This window comes from Shewanella sp. 5S214, assembly GCF_041439795.1.
Taxonomy (GTDB): domain Bacteria; phylum Pseudomonadota; class Gammaproteobacteria; order Enterobacterales; family Shewanellaceae; genus Shewanella; species Shewanella vesiculosa.
The window spans coordinates 102738-118761 of sequence record NZ_JBGOOV010000006.1; the positions used below are offsets into that span (position 1 = coordinate 102738).

19 protein-coding genes and 1 riboswitch are annotated in these 16024 nt (G+C 41.1%); of the genes, 3 read left to right on the forward strand and 16 right to left on the reverse strand.

What is annotated here, in order from left to right; genetic code table 11:
• Positions 1–146: 146 nt before the first annotated feature.
• Positions 147–1193 (reverse strand): rhodanese-related sulfurtransferase, encoded by a 1047-nt coding sequence (locus tag ACED29_RS05785; protein ID WP_182696927.1) that lies wholly within the window; start codon positions 1191–1193, stop codon positions 147–149.
• Between the two features lie 225 nt (positions 1194–1418).
• On the opposite strand from ACED29_RS05785, the gene ACED29_RS05790 reads away from it, so the two are divergent.
• Positions 1419–2123 (forward strand): glutathione S-transferase, encoded by a 705-nt coding sequence (locus tag ACED29_RS05790; protein ID WP_371697248.1) that lies wholly within the window; start codon positions 1419–1421, stop codon positions 2121–2123.
• 189 nt (positions 2124–2312) lie between these two features.
• A complete protein-coding gene (locus tag ACED29_RS05795) occupies positions 2313–2513 on the forward strand; it encodes a hypothetical protein (RefSeq protein ID WP_124015754.1) in 201 nt (66 codons plus the stop codon).
• Positions 2514–2611: 98 nt separating this feature from the next.
• Here the strand turns inward: ACED29_RS05795 and ACED29_RS05800 are convergent, their stop codons facing one another.
• The 11 genes from ACED29_RS05800 to hinT form a co-directional block, all read right to left on the reverse strand.
• Entirely contained in the window at positions 2612–3160 is a 549-nt protein-coding gene (locus ACED29_RS05800; protein WP_124015753.1) for an NAD(P)H nitroreductase, read from the reverse strand.
• A gap of 115 nt (positions 3161–3275) precedes the next feature.
• On the reverse strand, positions 3276–3875 hold the full coding sequence (locus tag ACED29_RS05805) for a DoxX family protein (RefSeq protein ID WP_182722261.1): 600 nt from the start codon (positions 3873–3875) through the stop codon (positions 3276–3278).
• A 92-nt stretch (positions 3876–3967) separates the two neighbouring features.
• On the reverse strand, positions 3968–4813 hold the full coding sequence (locus ACED29_RS05810; RefSeq protein WP_371697249.1) for a DUF6279 family lipoprotein: 846 nt from the start codon (positions 4811–4813) through the stop codon (positions 3968–3970).
• A 50-nt stretch (positions 4814–4863) separates the two neighbouring features.
• Positions 4864–5820 carry a phosphotransferase gene (locus ACED29_RS05815; protein WP_371697250.1) on the reverse strand — a complete coding sequence of 319 codons (957 nt, stop codon included), beginning with the start codon at positions 5818–5820 and terminating at the stop codon, positions 4864–4866.
• A 78-nt stretch (positions 5821–5898) separates the two neighbouring features.
• Complete coding sequence (pnuC, locus tag ACED29_RS05820; RefSeq protein WP_371697251.1) at positions 5899–6609, reverse strand: nicotinamide riboside transporter PnuC; 711 nt, start codon at positions 6607–6609, stop codon at positions 5899–5901.
• A 5-nt stretch (positions 6610–6614) separates the two neighbouring features.
• The gene (locus ACED29_RS05825; protein ID WP_347689764.1) at positions 6615–6875 is read right to left on the reverse strand and encodes a hypothetical protein; all 261 of its coding nucleotides are present in this window, start codon (positions 6873–6875) and stop codon (positions 6615–6617) included.
• A 53-nt stretch (positions 6876–6928) separates the two neighbouring features.
• Positions 6929–9130, reverse strand: coding sequence for a TonB-dependent receptor (locus ACED29_RS05830; RefSeq protein WP_371697252.1), 2202 nt, complete (start codon positions 9128–9130; stop codon positions 6929–6931).
• Between the two features lie 57 nt (positions 9131–9187).
• Positions 9188–9295: riboswitch (TPP riboswitch) on the reverse strand.
• Positions 9296–9430: 135 nt separating this feature from the next.
• Positions 9431–9823, reverse strand: a complete 393-nt coding sequence (locus tag ACED29_RS05835; protein ID WP_182722258.1) for a YcfL family protein — start codon at positions 9821–9823, stop codon at positions 9431–9433.
• Between the two features lie 62 nt (positions 9824–9885).
• Positions 9886–10353: a PaaI family thioesterase gene (locus tag ACED29_RS05840; protein ID WP_124015745.1), complete on the reverse strand. Its 468-nt coding sequence runs from the start codon at positions 10351–10353 to the stop codon at positions 9886–9888.
• Positions 10350–10859, reverse strand: a complete 510-nt coding sequence (locus tag ACED29_RS05845; protein WP_371697253.1) for a PaaI family thioesterase — start codon at positions 10857–10859, stop codon at positions 10350–10352. The genes ACED29_RS05840 and ACED29_RS05845 overlap by 4 nt, the downstream gene beginning before the upstream one ends.
• Positions 10859–11212 carry a purine nucleoside phosphoramidase gene (gene hinT / locus ACED29_RS05850; protein ID WP_124015743.1) on the reverse strand — a complete coding sequence of 118 codons (354 nt, stop codon included), beginning with the start codon at positions 11210–11212 and terminating at the stop codon, positions 10859–10861. The genes ACED29_RS05845 and hinT overlap by 1 nt, the downstream gene beginning before the upstream one ends.
• A 204-nt stretch (positions 11213–11416) precedes the next feature.
• On the opposite strand from hinT, the gene ACED29_RS05855 reads away from it, so the two are divergent.
• Positions 11417–13174, forward strand: coding sequence for a M61 family metallopeptidase (locus ACED29_RS05855; RefSeq protein ID WP_371697254.1), 1758 nt, complete (start codon positions 11417–11419; stop codon positions 13172–13174).
• 85 nt (positions 13175–13259) lie between these two features.
• Here the strand turns inward: ACED29_RS05855 and ACED29_RS05860 are convergent, their stop codons facing one another.
• The 4 genes from ACED29_RS05860 to ACED29_RS05875 form a co-directional block, all read right to left on the reverse strand.
• Positions 13260–13889 carry a LuxR C-terminal-related transcriptional regulator gene (locus tag ACED29_RS05860; RefSeq protein WP_371697255.1) on the reverse strand — a complete coding sequence of 210 codons (630 nt, stop codon included), beginning with the start codon at positions 13887–13889 and terminating at the stop codon, positions 13260–13262.
• A 347-nt stretch (positions 13890–14236) separates the two neighbouring features.
• A complete protein-coding gene (locus ACED29_RS05865; protein WP_371697256.1) occupies positions 14237–14380 on the reverse strand; it encodes a hypothetical protein in 144 nt (47 codons plus the stop codon).
• 10 nt (positions 14381–14390) lie between these two features.
• The gene (locus ACED29_RS05870) at positions 14391–14726 is read right to left on the reverse strand and encodes a cytochrome c3 family protein (RefSeq protein ID WP_371697257.1); all 336 of its coding nucleotides are present in this window, start codon (positions 14724–14726) and stop codon (positions 14391–14393) included.
• Positions 14727–15139: 413 nt separating this feature from the next.
• The gene (locus tag ACED29_RS05875; protein ID WP_124015739.1) at positions 15140–16015 is read right to left on the reverse strand and encodes an NAD(P)-dependent oxidoreductase; all 876 of its coding nucleotides are present in this window, start codon (positions 16013–16015) and stop codon (positions 15140–15142) included.
• Between the last annotated feature and the right edge of the window lie 9 nt (positions 16016–16024).

Here is a 16024-nt window from a genome sequence, read left to right on the forward strand (position 1 = left end):
AAGGAATGGGTTCGCTGTAATGTATTTTTAGTCAATCAGTGACAACTTAGTGAGCTTCGATGATAACGGCGCTCTGCCACAAAAAAGCCCATCGGCAATGATGGGCTTTAACTGTTTAGTTCACTCTTTAGTTTAACGGTTAACCTTTACTGTTTACTGTTTACTTTTTCTTGGGCTTTACGCTGAGCTTCTTTGTGCTGACGGCGTGCATCAATGACTTGCTTTACGTCACTGCCAATATGAACTTCGCCACGTTGTTTGGCTAATTGAACTTGACGCTCACGCTCAATAAATCTCTGACGCTGCTCAGCGGGTACCTTATCGATGCAATGCGGGCAACTCACGCCTTGAACATAAGCATCAGTTTGCTTTTCAGCTTCAGTTATCGGCATACGACAAGCATTACACTGATCGTATTGACCTTTTTCAAGGCTGTGATTCACCGCCACGCGGTTATCAAATACAAAACACTCACCTTCCCATAGGCTTTGTTCTTGCTCGACTTCTTCAAGATATTTTAAAATGCCACCTTCAAGATGATAAACCTCATCAAAGCCCTGCTCTTTTAAATAAGCCGTCGATTTTTCACAACGAATACCACCAGTACAAAACATCGCCACTTTTTTATGCTTAGCAGGATCGAGGTTTTGTTTAACGTACTCAGGGAACTCACGAAACGTCTCGGTAACAGGATTGACGGCATTTTTAAATGTGCCTATCTTCACTTCGTAATCATTACGAGTATCAACCAGCACCACATCAGGATCTGAAATCAGGGCATTCCAGTCTTTCGGCTTAACATAGGTACCTACCACTTTACGCGGGTCGATACCTTCAACGCCCATAGTGACGATTTCTTTTTTAAGCTTTACTTTGGTGCGGTAAAATGGCATTTCATCGTCAAAAGACCACTTGGTGACAATGTTATCAAGACCTGGTTGTGTGTCTAACCAAGTCAATAAATCTTCAATTGCTGCTTGGGTTCCAGCAACTGTGCCATTGATCCCTTCTTGGGCCAGTAACAAGGTTCCTTTGATATCATGTTGTTCCATCACAGTCAGCAATGGCTGACGAATAGCTTCAAAATGAGGTAAGGCAACAAATTTATATAATGCGCACACCGCAACTTTAGAGCTGGGTTGCAATGTCTCTGGCTGAGAGTGTTGAGTAAGGTGTTGATGAGTGTCTTGCATAACAGTGGCGTCTCCGCTAGCTGGAACTTAATTTCCAGTGCATATAATAAGGTCCGCACACAGTGTGCAGACTCAAAAAAACGGCCGAAAGTATACCTAAATCACACTAAAAAAAATACTAAAACAATTCCAACCAAGGTTTTCACTGTGATTTGCATTTTATTTTGGGATTTTTATCTCTAAAGCGTTACTCTATTAGTAAGACTTAATTTTATATGACATCTAATGAATTGTGCCATTTTATATAGCTTTCGTCGCTGCCCATATGCAATGCGCGCCCGTATGGGGATACATTTAAGCAAGCTAAACCCACTAGTACGTGAAATTGAACTTAAACATAAACCTAGGCAGATGTTAGCGATATCAGCCAAAGGTACTGTGCCCGTATTAGTCACACAGGACAACCAAGTGATCAGTGAAAGCATTGATATCATGCGCTATGCATTAACTGAGTATCCTGATATTGCAACCCATCACTTAACGCCTGGCGAGTATCAATCGCTATTGTCATGGTTAGATAAGCCCACAACGACAAGGCTCATAAATGCTAACGATTGTGACTTTAAGCCTTGGCTAGATAAATACAAGTATGCAGACAGGTACCCTGAATACAGTCAACTATACTACCGACAGCACGCTGAGCAGTTTATTCAGTTACTGGAAAATCAGTTACAAAAACACCTGTATTTGTGTACCGACACGCCTACTTTGGCCGATTTTGCTATTTTCCCCTTTATTAGGCAATTTGCTAATGTTGAACCTGCATGGTTTAACGGCATGCCCTACCCTAAAGTCCATACTTGGTTGGCCACGCTAGTCAATAGCCAATTATTTATTCTGGCGATGTACAAATATCCATTGTGGTTACCACAACAAAATAAGATCCAGTTCAAACATTCAACGAATGATGATGGACGCGTCATACCTTAGTGCAAAAATTAAAAAATTATGAATATTTAATGGTTTACAGGCTATGAATTGGTTTATTTTTCAAGTAAATTAAATAACATAAACAATGAATAGCAGTTAAAGAAAATGGATTTTTATTCTTTTGACTACAGATTTCAATTGTAAACTTATACTTAACTAAGTCATTGCTGGAACGCAAAGGAACATGACATGGATAATATGGACATTACGTTAGTCTTAATGCTTATTGCATTATTGATTTTACATATTCACTTTTGCTATCGAGCCTTAACGTCGAAAGCACATATCAAAAATGCCCAACGGATTGTGTGGTCTTCACTCAGTTTGTTAATGGGGCCGTTAGGTTATTATGTTTATCAGAATATGATCCCACTTGAGTTCTACGAATAGCCATTGACATAAATGCTTTTATTAGCTTATTGAATCGCCAAAAACGAGCCTCATTTTATATTCGTTAAAGTAAGGCTCATATCTTGTATTGGCTTAGCTTATAAATAGCGAGCGAATTGCTGACCTTCTTTTAGTGGTTTTATTGGCGCAGTTACCGCAGGTGTTCCCACATATAAAAAACCGACAATTTGGTCTTGCTTAGACAAGCCTAATTGTTGGTGTACATTAGCATCAAAAGCAAAATCACCAGTGCGCCATACGGCACCGAGTCCAATGGCAAAAGCGGCTTGTTGCATTGCCATTGTGGCGCAACCAGCTGCAATTTGCTGTTCCAAAATGGGGACTTTATCGTGTACTTGTGTTTTTGCAACCACAGTAATGACCATGGGGGCGCGATAAGGCATATTGGCCACTTTGGCGAGAAATGCTTCATCGGCTCCCGTTATTTTAGCGGCGTCAACGAAAATGTCTGCCAATTTAGCTAAACCATCATCAATTGCGATAATAAATTCCCATGGGTTCAATGCTCCATGATCAGGCACTCTTGCAGCGGCATTGAGCAATAATGTAAGTTGCTCAGCATTTGGTGCTGGGGCAATTAGGCGTGGTGTAGACTGGCGAGTCAGGAGTAGTTGTGTTGCGTCCAAGATACGCTCCTTTGGAATGAATTCAGGTACCGATATTAACAAATATCCCACCTATTGGGTGGGATATATTCAAAACAGGGTTGATCTTTTTGGACTCAATTAAAACAGATCCTCGTTAGGCATTTTTTAAAAAACGCTCAGCGATAACATAATCAACACTGGTGTAGCGCCCGCCCCCTAGTACAAAGAGAGCAAACAACATGATGAGATAGGTCATAGCAAACTCAATACCATTATTAAGGATAACCAAGTTACCTGAGCTGGTAAGCCATTCATAGTTACCATGCTGTTGTAAAATAGACTTGGCCGCAGCCAACTTTTCCGCTGATGCTAATACTTGCTCATTTGCTAACCACGAACTGGGATCGGCAATGGCTAACCAACCATTAGGTAAGTGCACCGCAAAAGCGGCTACGCACATGGTCATCATCATAGGCATTGCAACCATGCGAGTAGCAAGTCCGATTAGCAGTAAAAAACCACCAAACAATTCTGTACCTGCTGCCATTGCTACCATGACTTCAGGCATAGGCAAACCCAATCCCCAATCTGGATTACCAAACCAAGCGGCGGAGTCTTCAAAATGTGATAATTTGTTATAACCGGCTTGCATTAACACAGGTGCTAAATAAATTCTCAACGCTAATGGCGCAAAACCTTGAATGTGTTTAATGACATTTAAAAACTGTTGATATAACCCGCTAAGCATTTGCATAATCATCCCTACTGATCTCGTTATTACTTCAAGAGACCCGCGAAGAATAGAAAAGATTTCAGCTGAGGCTATGATACTCATTAGATGCTTGTTTATTTGTCTAAATGAAGCTCAGTTAAATCATCCACTAACTCTGTTAGTTTTTTATCGAAATGCTTACGTTGTTTTGGACTAAAAGTGCGATTTAAAGTAATCAACATTGAACCGAATTTTCGGGTATTTTCAGTTACATTATCTCGATAGATTTGAGATTTTAGCTCGTCAGGTGAAACCATCAATAACGTCATTTGTTGAGTAAAATATTCTGTTTGCTGGCGGCGTTTCAGTGCTTGTTCAAATTGGTTCAACCACTCATGGCGATACTCTAACCACATATCTAATGTTGCTAAACGTTTAGTATTGGCTTGGTGAATAATACTTTTTTGCTCATCAGTTACATTCCCTGTCCATTCAGATAATTGCTTCGCGATTCTTTTGTCTGAGTCGGTTATCAATTCGGCTTGATCTTTACCTGCATATTCTTCAATTAACTCTCGTTGTTCTTTTTTCAGCTGCACTAAAATCTGCTCCACTTGTTCATCGCTTAGACTCGCAATAAGAGGTAACAGATCTGGCATAACAAAATCGAAAATACGATACCAATGAGCTTTTGCCATTGAGACTTGTTCAAGCCATAACTCTGGCGTCATGGTCTGCTGATTGGTTAAGCTTGATAATAATGACAGTTGATCACGATAACGTGGCAACTCTTGCTGGCGATGCCAGACGAGAAAAGACTCAACAATGAGATCAAATTTGTCTTGTTGCTCTGAGGTTAAGTCTACGTATTCTTCAACTTCCCACTCAATCGCCCAATCCAAAAAGAAGTAACTTACTTTAGTTGAGCAGCCAACAAAAAATAAGCTACTTAACAGCAGGATAATTAATTTTTTAGACACAAATGATTTCCTTTGCAAAACTTATCTTATTTGTACGTTATCAGGGCATATTAGCAAGTCATTAATGTAAAATATTTTGTAAAGTAATGTATGTATTGTGTGGATTTTTGTGGTTCTTTGGCGGCCATTAATAATGCCCACATCGCTGAAAATAGCCAAAAACAATTGATGGCTGCTGGTAATGCCGCTTTAGCTGCAGCAACATCTGTAAGATTAGAGGTTTGGCAATACTGCAAGATAACGCTATCAACTAATTGATTTACTTGCCTTGATGATAACTCATGTGTGGCTATCACACTGGCTAAATCAAATAACGGATGACTGGCCACCGCGTATTCATAATCAATGCATAATAAGCGCTGCGATTGATGACCGCTGAGCAGTAAATTATGCGGGGTCAAATCTCGATGACAAAAAGCAGGCAGCAACACACAAGCCTCCAGCTGCGATAACCACTGTCGAACAAGGCCATTTAAGCGCAATAATTGCTGCCAAGCGTGTTGCCACTGCAAATTGGTTTGCGATGCACTTAATGAGTCTAATTGATGTGCGTATTGTTGCCACTGAGTGCTCACAGTCATACTTTTATTCGGTATGGGTAATCCACTGAGCGTTCGAAATAATTCGCTTAATAAAGGCACCGCATCCACTGCTGTAATCTGCGTCTTTGTTGCTTGTCGAATCGATTCCTGACCACGCATTGTAAAAAAGATCGACCAATCCATGTTTTGTTGATCAATAAACTCACTTAAATATATTTGATTATTATCACTGACCCAAATCAGGGCCGGTGCAATGTTAGCTGCCATCGCGACTTGCCAACAGGCCACTTCAAGCTTTCTATCACACCAATTACTGTGAGCTTGATTGACTCTTAATACCTTATCGCCATCGTTACAACAGAGCTTAATATTAATATTGCTCATGCCTATATTAAAAACCATTACCGCCGTACATTGTGCAGCAAGTTGCTGAAACAATGGGACTGGCATCGTTTGCTCAATCATATCAAGTATCTCATTAGGCAGAGATAACAAGGCTTGTGGCATCTGATATTTACTCTATTAAAAAGGGAAAGTGGTTGGCTATGCGCCAACCACTTCTTGGATGGTATTCTGTTGCTGTATTATATTGTGACGATATTTTTTGCGCCACATGATGTAGCCACCCAAGGCCATCGCGACATATAAAACAAACAGCCCAGAGGTCAACATCAAGCCTTTTTGGAAGTACAAATAGATAGACACAAAATCAATGACTACCCAATAAAGCCAGTTCTCCAACACTTTTTTGGCGACTAAGTAGGTTGTTACTACCGCAAAACACGTGGTTGCCGCGTCAACATAGGGAAATGCTGCCGAGGTATAATTGGCCATAACATACCCCACCAGCATAGAAACCAATGATGTTACGCTAATCACAACGACATGAGCACTCCAAGACCAACTGGTTATATTCAGCTGGTGAGTATCTATGGTGTGATGAGTATTATTATGTGAATCAATATTGTGGGAATTTCTATGCTGCAAGTCTGGTACATGTAACCACAACCAATAACCGTATACCGCCATCCCCATGTAATAGATATTGAGTACCGATTCCATCAACAAGGAAACATTCCAAAATAATACCGTGTAAATCGCAGTGCTAACAAATGCGGCAGACCAGCACCAAATATTGGTCTTCATCGCCAGAATTAAGTAAGCCAAGGCTAACATAACCGCAATCGCCTCCCAAAACGTCATTAATGACGCCTCACTCAAGGCTTGTTGCAGCGTTAACAATAAATCATTCATGAATGTTATTCGCTATGTGCAAGGTTAAGTTCACCACCGATAAATTTACACACAAACACAGCCTTGCCCCATTTCTGATGAGCCGCTTGCATTTCAATGGCTAGCATCGACATTACATCCGCATACTCGCCACACACCTGTGTTGCCATCGCATTAGTGACTCGTTCAATATTGCTATAACTATCTAGTCTGCCGATAAACCACTTAATCGGATCAAGATAATTTTCATTCAACGGATACATGCTGATTTCTGCTGTTAATTTCATGTTAATTCCTTAATTAACACCGCTGTAAATTAAGTTACAGCGGCCTTGTTTAATTACATAAATTGGACTTCTAAGGTCACACCTAACTGGCGAGGGTCACCGTAACGAATATATTGTTTATCTACCCAGCCCTGATCTGGCTCGTTGCCAAAGTAAAAACCACGCACGCCATACTGTTCATCAAACATATTACGGCCCCATAAATAAGCCGACCAAGTTGGCGTTTCATAACCTACACGGGCATTATAAATGGTATAAGCATCTGACTTGGACTCGTTGCTGTCCGAGTAATAAAACTGACTTTTACCACTGGCATTCACGTTGGCAAACCAACCAGAGTCAGCAACATAGGTCATACCGGCACTGTAGGTAACGTTAGGTGAATGAGCCAGTTCACGGCCAGACAAATCGACAGTTGAGCCATATTTATCGCTGTATTGATATCGGCCATATTCGGTTTCTAACCAACCAAAGCTGCCATAAAACTCAATATTCTCGGTTAAATACCATTTAGCATCGAGTTCTGCACCATAGTTATTCGAGCTACCAGCATTTTCAGTAAATAGAATAAACCGTTGGGGGCTATCAGGATCTTGTAACGACGCGGCGACTTGTTGATCTTGGCGATCCATATAAAATAGCGCAAATGTAGAATCGACTTCACCGTCAAACCAGCTCGATTTCAAGCCCAATTCATAGTTATATAGGATCTCAGTATCGAACTCTTTTTTGTCTGATAATTGAGCTGGTAATGTCATATTAAAACCACCCGCTTTATAACCGCGGGCAATACGTACATAGGCATTGTGGTCAGCATTAATGGCTTTTGATAACGCAATATGCCCGCCCCACATATCTTCTGATGGGGCGAAATTATCTTCATTACTGTCACTATAATCACTGTCACGACGTTCAAGTCGTAGTCCTGTAGACAATAAATATTCATCACCTAAATGGCTGTCTAATTGAGCAAATACCGCATAATTGGTCGCATCGTAACTGGACTGCAGCACTTCATCTGGATAAGTGTTGTACTCTGAATACAAGTCATTATCTTCTTGTAAATTCATCGCATACACGCCAACTAACCAGTCGGTGCTGCCTGCAAAAATACGCCCAGCCGTCTTTGACGATAGACGAAATTCTTGGGTAAAGGTTTTACGGTCGCCCTTTTTATCCCAGGTATAATCGTAAACACAAGGTTCGCTGCCATTAACGGCACCAAAGTCATCATAAGCTGCACATTGTTTGCTTGCCCAATATTCTGGATTAGCCCAATCGCCATCATAACCATTATGGTGGTCGGTTTGCGCAAACGAGGTTAACGACGTGAAATCAAATGTTGGTATACCAGAATAAATAAATTTAATCCCAGCACCGGAGGTTTTTTGCGTATCGACGCCAGGTTGGTCAGTTAGGGTGTTGCTGGGATTATTGTCTAATGTCCACACATCGTAGCCATTATCAAAGTTTGCATGTAACAAGGTTAAATCAACTTGCAAATCGTCAGTCGCATACCAACGTAACTTCGCTCTGGCAGTCAACTCGTCACGCTCATTGGTATCGTCGCGATTAAGATAAAGGTTGTCACGATAACCATTTTGGTTATGTTGCTCTAACGATACCCGGTAGAGTAGTTTGCCTGAGTCATTGAGCGGGCCGGAGCTGAATCCTGACAGAGTGCGCAGGTTATCGTCACCTAAGCTGACTTTTGCGCCATGCTCAAACGACTCTGTAGGGTCGTTACTTTTTAGGTAAATTAATCCGGCTAATGCGTTGGCACCATACTGAGTCCCCTGCGGACCACGCAACACTTCAACCTGTTGCATGTCGTACATACTCGATACCATGCCAAGGCCTGATAAATCGATGTCGTCGACCACAAAACCAACTGATGAGTTAGGTGCACCTTGATATTGCTCTTGCTCACCAACACCTCGAATTTGGAAGTATTTAGGTCGAGAGCTACCACCAGACCAATTAAAGTTAGCAATCGAATTGAGCACATCTTCAAAATGCTGTGCGCCTTCATCTTCTAATTGTTGCGCATCAATAACGGTGACACTGGAGGGCATTTTCTCAAGGCTGATATTACTAAAATCAGCATTAACGACAATGACTTCCATTTTTTCATATTCAGGTGTTACGCGTTCAACATCAGCGGTTTTAGCCATAGCAATAGGTGAGCTTATGGCTGTAATCACCGCTAAGGCAATGGGGGTGTGGTGTAATCTAATAGAATTTTTCGTGAACATAGGACCTCAAATAGTAATTTTGAGATCCGGCAAGAGTAGCGAATAAGAGGTGCACCGAGTTATAGTGTGGCCCATTCCTACGCCGGTATAAGCCGGATCAGGTTCTAAGGGTTCGTCATACAGACATCTCAGTTCAGGTTTTACTGAACACCCCTTGGCGGTCTCGATTATAAACTAACTTCAATATGAATACACGAGCAGTGACACAATTTGATAACTCAACAATGCAATTAATTAACCCTCACACTAAATCACATCGATTATTGTCATAAATAAGCTTAAAGCTAATGATAATGGAGTCTAATTGGAGAATGCTTGCCTCACATAGACCTCAAATCGGGTGACTTGCGAATTGGGCGCAACCGCACCGACTTGTAACTGCTGCTTGCCATGTAACTTAACTGATTTCCAGCTGCTTGCTTCATCTTCAACCGTAAATCCACTCGCATCGAACCAAGTGAATTTGTATTGAATACGCAAATCAGTACTCGATTGGCTTTGAATCAATGCTGACGCTTTGATTAAGTCCGCGACCATAAGTGATGAAATATCGGTCACGTTAACGTCACGAGCAAATGAGGTATTATCAACCCTAAGTTGGCCACTAGAATTAGCAGAGATACCCGCAGTATTATGCGCACAAGCCGAAAGTAACAGCGCAGAAGCGATAAGACATAATAATGATGTTTTCATACAATATTCCCTTAATAAATAGATGCAATTGAACTTGTCTCTAACACAGCAGCACATCATGACTAATCCAGTAGAAAATGTGCTCGTGCTGTCGCAATCAGCTGCTTGCGGTTGGTTTGCCAACAGTTCATGCTGACGTTTGCAACTCTACGACCTTGGCGAGTAATTTTGCATTCAGCAAAGGTGTCTTGATGCAAACCTGCGCGTAAATAATCAATTGAAAAATCGACAATTTTAGGCACTTTCTTAGCTTGCATAAACACCATTAACTGCACAATAGCTGACATTTCCATAAACCCAGCAAGCACACCACCGTGAATAGCAGGTAATATAGGATTACCAATATTGTCATCTTTAGCGGGTAATTTAAATACCATTTCATCGCCAAAACGCGCCACAGACATACCTATAAATTGTGAGTAAGGTACTTTTTCAAGAAGGTAACTATAGTCATTTAACTCTATGGCCCGTTTGACCACATCTTGAACATCTAGACCCGTTTGCGTACTGATATTGCTTGGCTCACTCATGATTTCGTCTCCGGCAAATTACCCATTAATGCTTGCCGAAACGATTCACCAACCATTTCTGGGCTAATGCGCATAAACGATCCCACTGCGTGAGCAATAGGTTCATCAATACTGTCTTGGTAAGCTATCGAGCGGGTAAAAGCCACGCTTGGCGATAATCGATAACATTCTGCAAACCCATAAACCGATTTATGCGGCTCAGCAGGTTTCATGTAATCGACCCGTAAATCCAGTGTCGGTGACAATTCTAACGATTGATATTTTTTTAATATTGCACATACCACTGCCGTGCCACAGGCGGTGTCTATTAGGGTGGTAATCACCCCGCCATGGATCACCCCAGTGTCAGGATAACCAATGATGTCTTGGCTGTAAGGTAACTCAATAAGCACGTGATGCTCACTGGCCTCTTGGACAGTAAGCCCTAAACGGCGGCATTGAGCTAACTGATTAACAAATCGACTGGCCACTTCGGTTAACGGAAAAAAATCGCTATTGATTTTCATTAGTCACGACTCAGCATTGGGCCTAACGGCTTACCGCCCAAAAGATGTATGTGGATATGATAAACCTCTTGGCCAGCGTGTTTATTGCAATTCATAATTAATCGATAACCGTCTTGTGCAATACCCGCTTCATCAGCAAGTTTAGCCGCGACCGTCATCATCCGGCCTAATGCTTGTTCATCAGAAGCCTTAACGTCATTAGTCGTGGCGATTAGATGGTTAGGAATAATCAAAATATGGGTAGGAGCTTGCGGTGCAATATCCCTAAATGCAGTAACTAAATCATCTTGATATAAAATATCCGCTGGAATTTCACGACGAATAATTTTGCTAAATATGGTTTCTTCAGCCATTTTGGTGCCCTCATTAAATAACTGCATTGTTGCTTTTGATAATACTATCAATTCTTTGAACTATCACTCCAGTAAAACCGCTCATTATGGATAATCTTTTGCTCAAAATGGGATTCGTTTGCTTAACGTCGGCATTTTTGGCAGCATTGTCGATTATAGCTCAATCGTTTTGATTGTGACTCGCCTACTTATTCGGAATTCTTTATGCATTACCATATCCATGCGATCGATCCAAAAGCACACTTATTTGAAGTCACGTTAACTGTCTCTGAAGCATCTCCATCACAAGTTTTTTGTTTACCCGCTTGGCTACCCGGTAGCTACATGATCCGCGATTTTGCTAAAAACATAATTGACATTGATGCTAAAGAAAATCAACAACCGCTATCCGTTACTCAATTAGACAAACAAACCTGGCAGTTAAATAATCAGGGTAGCCATATTAGCTTATGCTACCAAATTTATGCTTGGGACTTGTCTGTCCGCACTGCACATTTGGACACTAATCATGGCTTCTTCAATGGCAGTAGTGTGTTTTTAGCCGCCAAAGGGCTGGAATCTCAATCTCATAGAGTCACAATTGCAACACCAGCACTAGCTGAATTATCCCATTGGACCTTGGCCACCAGCATGACTCGAACCACTGGCGAGCAATTCGGCTTTGGTGATTTTAGCGCGGAAAACTATGACGACTTAATCGATCATCCGGTTGAAATGGGCGAGCTAACCATAGAGACATTTTATGCAGCCGGCGTGCCTCACGATATCGTATTAAGTGGTAAGCATAGAGCCAACATGGCTCGCTTAGCCAAAGATCTTAAAGCCATATGCGAATACCAAATCAATTTATTTGGCACTCCAGCTCCTTTTGAACGCTATGTATTTATGACCACAGTGTTAGACAATGGTTTTGGTGGCTTAGAGCATAAAGCCTCAACTGCACTAATGTGTTCACGTAATGATTTACCTCAGTCTTTAGAAGCACCTGTCGATAAAGGTTACCGCACTTATTTGTCACTGTGCAGCCATGAATACTTTCACTCATGGAATGTAAAACGAATTAAACCGGCTGAATTTAGCCCATTTGATTTATCGCAAGAGTCTTACACAGAGCAGCTATGGGCATATGAGGGGATTACTTCGTACTATGATGATTTAATTACCTTTAAATCTCAATGTATTGATCAAGCCGCTTACCTTACCTTGCTTAGCCAAATTATGACCCGAGTATATAGAGGTCAAGGTCGTTTTAAGCAAACCCTAAAACAGTCAAGTTTTAATGCTTGGACCAAGTTTTATAAGCAAGATGAAAATGCCGCTAATGCCATTGTCAGCTATTACACCAAAGGGGCACTGTTTGGGTTATTTTTAGATTTAACCCTTCGCATTGAAACCCAGGGGCAAAAAAGTTTAGACGATGTTATGCGTCAGCTTTGGCAACAATACGGCTTAACCGGTGTCGGTACCGATCCGCTTAGCCATCAACGGATTGTTGAAACCATCCTAAAACGTCCATGTGATGATGTATTTGCTTACCTCAATAGCTGTGATGATATACCGCTTGAAGCCTTACTGGCTCAGGTAGGGGTGTCTATGACGCTTCGAGCAAGCGAAGGTAACACAGATTTAGGTGGCGGTGATGCTAAAGGCTTTAACATTGGCTTTGGTGCTAGAACAAAAGCGGAATCGTTGGGCTTAAAAGTGTTGAGCGTCATCCAACACAGTCCGGCCCATCAAGCGGGTCTTAGTGCGGGTGATTTATTAATTGCAGCAGATAATTTACAAGTTACAGCACAATTTGAACAGCAATTGCAAAGCTTGACGGTTGGTGAGCAAATCAGCCTACACTGGTTTAGACGTGATGAACTGATGCAAGGAACCTTGCCAATTAGTGAAGCCGCTTTAGATACCATTTCCCTTAGCATCAAAGATGCATCTAAAACATCATTGTGGCTTGGTTAATCACTCAAAGATAAAAAGAGGTATCTTTGTATACCTCTTTTTATCTTGTGTTTTTTCGCCATATGATTAACCGACAAGCAAGTGCTTATAACCTTACTTCATGCATGTGAGTTTGCGCCCAAGCAATTGCTTGGCCACGACTAGACACACCGATTTTTCTAAAGGCGCGATATAAATGCGTTTTGATGGTTGATTCACTTACAAATAATTGGTTAGCTATGTCTAAATTGGTACTGCCAGTTAGCAAGGTTTGTAGCACTTCACGTTCGCGGATTGTTAACTGCTCATTATCATCATGATTATCATCGTCCACCATTGAACGTAATAAATCCTGCGGTATGACTCTTCGACCTTTCATTATGTCATTTAAACCAATGCTAATTTCTGCAAGGCTGCTATCAGTATAAAACACCCCTATCGTTAAAGGATGAATAAGGAATCGGGTATCAAGCTGCTTAGGGAAATTGATAAACACAGTATGAATGGAGCAATATTCACGTTCAATCAGGCGTTGTAATTGATAGGCTTGTTGTAAATCGATGGTTGATAGGTCAAAAAAAACTATCTCAATCGGTTCAACTGCTAACATTTTAGCCATATTGCTAGGCTGGGTTTTAGTTAATTTAACCAAAAACTCTTGTGGCCATCGGCAATCGAGCAAATCGACTAATAACTCAGACCTCGATACTATCATCCAATTTACGACTTTAAACATTTGATACACTCCATGTGATTAAATCAACAGCCTTCAATGCTAAACCTATATTCAAACAAGGTAATACTAACAACCATGGCCTCGTCTGCATATCAGTCAAAAGAATAATGAAAACAATCAAAAATAGACCTTAATACTAGTGCTTAGTACTGATTGGCGATTGATTATTGACGTTATCTCATTCTAGTTAACTTGATTGAAGAATGCCTAACTTTAAGCTAATAAAATAAAAATGACGTGACGCTTTTGAGCCATTATCTCCACTAGCCCAGTCAAATTGACACGGCTAAGTCATATAAAAACGTTATTGAGATTACTTACCTAGATGGTTAATGAGCAGAAAAGGTCTATGCCAGGACCACTTTTGATAAGCGTAATTTGATTGGATACTCGTTATTCAGCGACAAGAAGATATTTCTAGCAACAATAACACGGTAACGTTCGTCTAATAGAAACAAAAATACCGACAAAATGTCGGTATTTTTTGCCATCAAAGATAGCTTATTTTGCTGTACGACCATCATCATGGCATGTATCACATGTTGGTTTATCACCTACTTTGGCTTCATGTGGTGCATGACAATCTGCGCACATTAATACACCATCATGTGGCTTATGATTTTCGTCCATTTCGGCTAATGTGCCATGGCAACTTTGACATTGTTCAAATTCATAAGCACCATCAGCAGACGGTTCTTCATTAGCATGGCAGCTTTCACAGCCACCCATTTCAACGTGAAACTCTGCGAGCGTCTCATCAGCAGCAAATGATGTAGAAGACATCATCATTACCGCAAAACCAGCCGCAAACAATGCGCTTAGTAGTTTATTGTTCACTATTCATTCCTCCAATTTAGCGTGTGCCCACATTCTTTTTATCTGACGCGGGTCATCACACTGCAGCACAACACTTTACTTATGGCTTACTCAACAACCTAGTTTATAAATGATTTACCAACGATTTATTAAACAACTTATAAAGTAGTCTAAAATTGATGGGCAATATAAACTTAGTTAATCAATCCACTTTAAGCAAAATTAATTTAGATGGAATGATAATAGCAGCGTTAATACTTTGAATATGTGCGCTACATCATGTAACTCGATGGTTTTTATTCAATAAATTTACTAGCATTAAAAAGACGGACGCAGATAAATGACGATTTACTTATTTATCGTCAATAAAAAAGCCCCGATAAAAATCGGAGCTTTTTACTGTAATAGCACTTTATTACAACAAATTATGAATACTAATCACGCGATTTTTCTAGACGAGCAAGTAAACTAGAGGTATCCCAGCGGTTACCTTTCATGGCCTGAACCTCTGAGTAAAACTGATCAACTAAAGCTGCTACGGGTAAATGGCTGCCATTGCGACGAGCTTCATCGAGGGCAATGCCTAAATCTTTACGCATCCAATCAATAGCAAAACCAAAATCGTATTTACCTTGCCACATGGTTTGATAGCGGTTTTCCATCTGCCAACTTTGCGCTGCACCTTTGCTGATGACCTCAATCACTTTCAAGCCATCTAAACCGGCACTTTTAGCAAAATGAAGTCCTTCCGCTAAACCTTGCACCACACCAGCAATACAGATTTGGTTAACCATTTTGGTTAATTGTCCCGCACCGACAGGCCCCAATAGCTCAGCGCAACGACTATACGCTTCAATAACAGGCTTAACTGTATCAAAATGCGCTTGCTCGCCACCCATCATTACCGTTAATACACCATTCTCGGCACCCGCTTGACCACCAGAAACAGGCGCATCTAAAAAAGCGATACTTAGCGGCTCAATATGTGCAGCAATTTCACGGGCAACATCGGCAGAAGCCGTAGTATGGTCAACTAAAATTGCCCCCGCATGCATGCCATGAACGACACCGTGTTCACCTAAGACGACCTGGCGTAAGTCATCATCATTACCCACACAGGTAAAAACAATATCTTGACCTTTAGCTGCATCTTTTGGCGTATCTGCAGCCTTACCACCATGCTGTTCAACCCATTGTTGAGCTTTACTGGCAGTGCGGTTGTACACAGTAACATCATGCCCTTGCTTAACTAAATGTCCCGCCATAGGGTATCCCATAACGCCTAAACCAATAAATGCTACTTTGGCCATATCATCCTC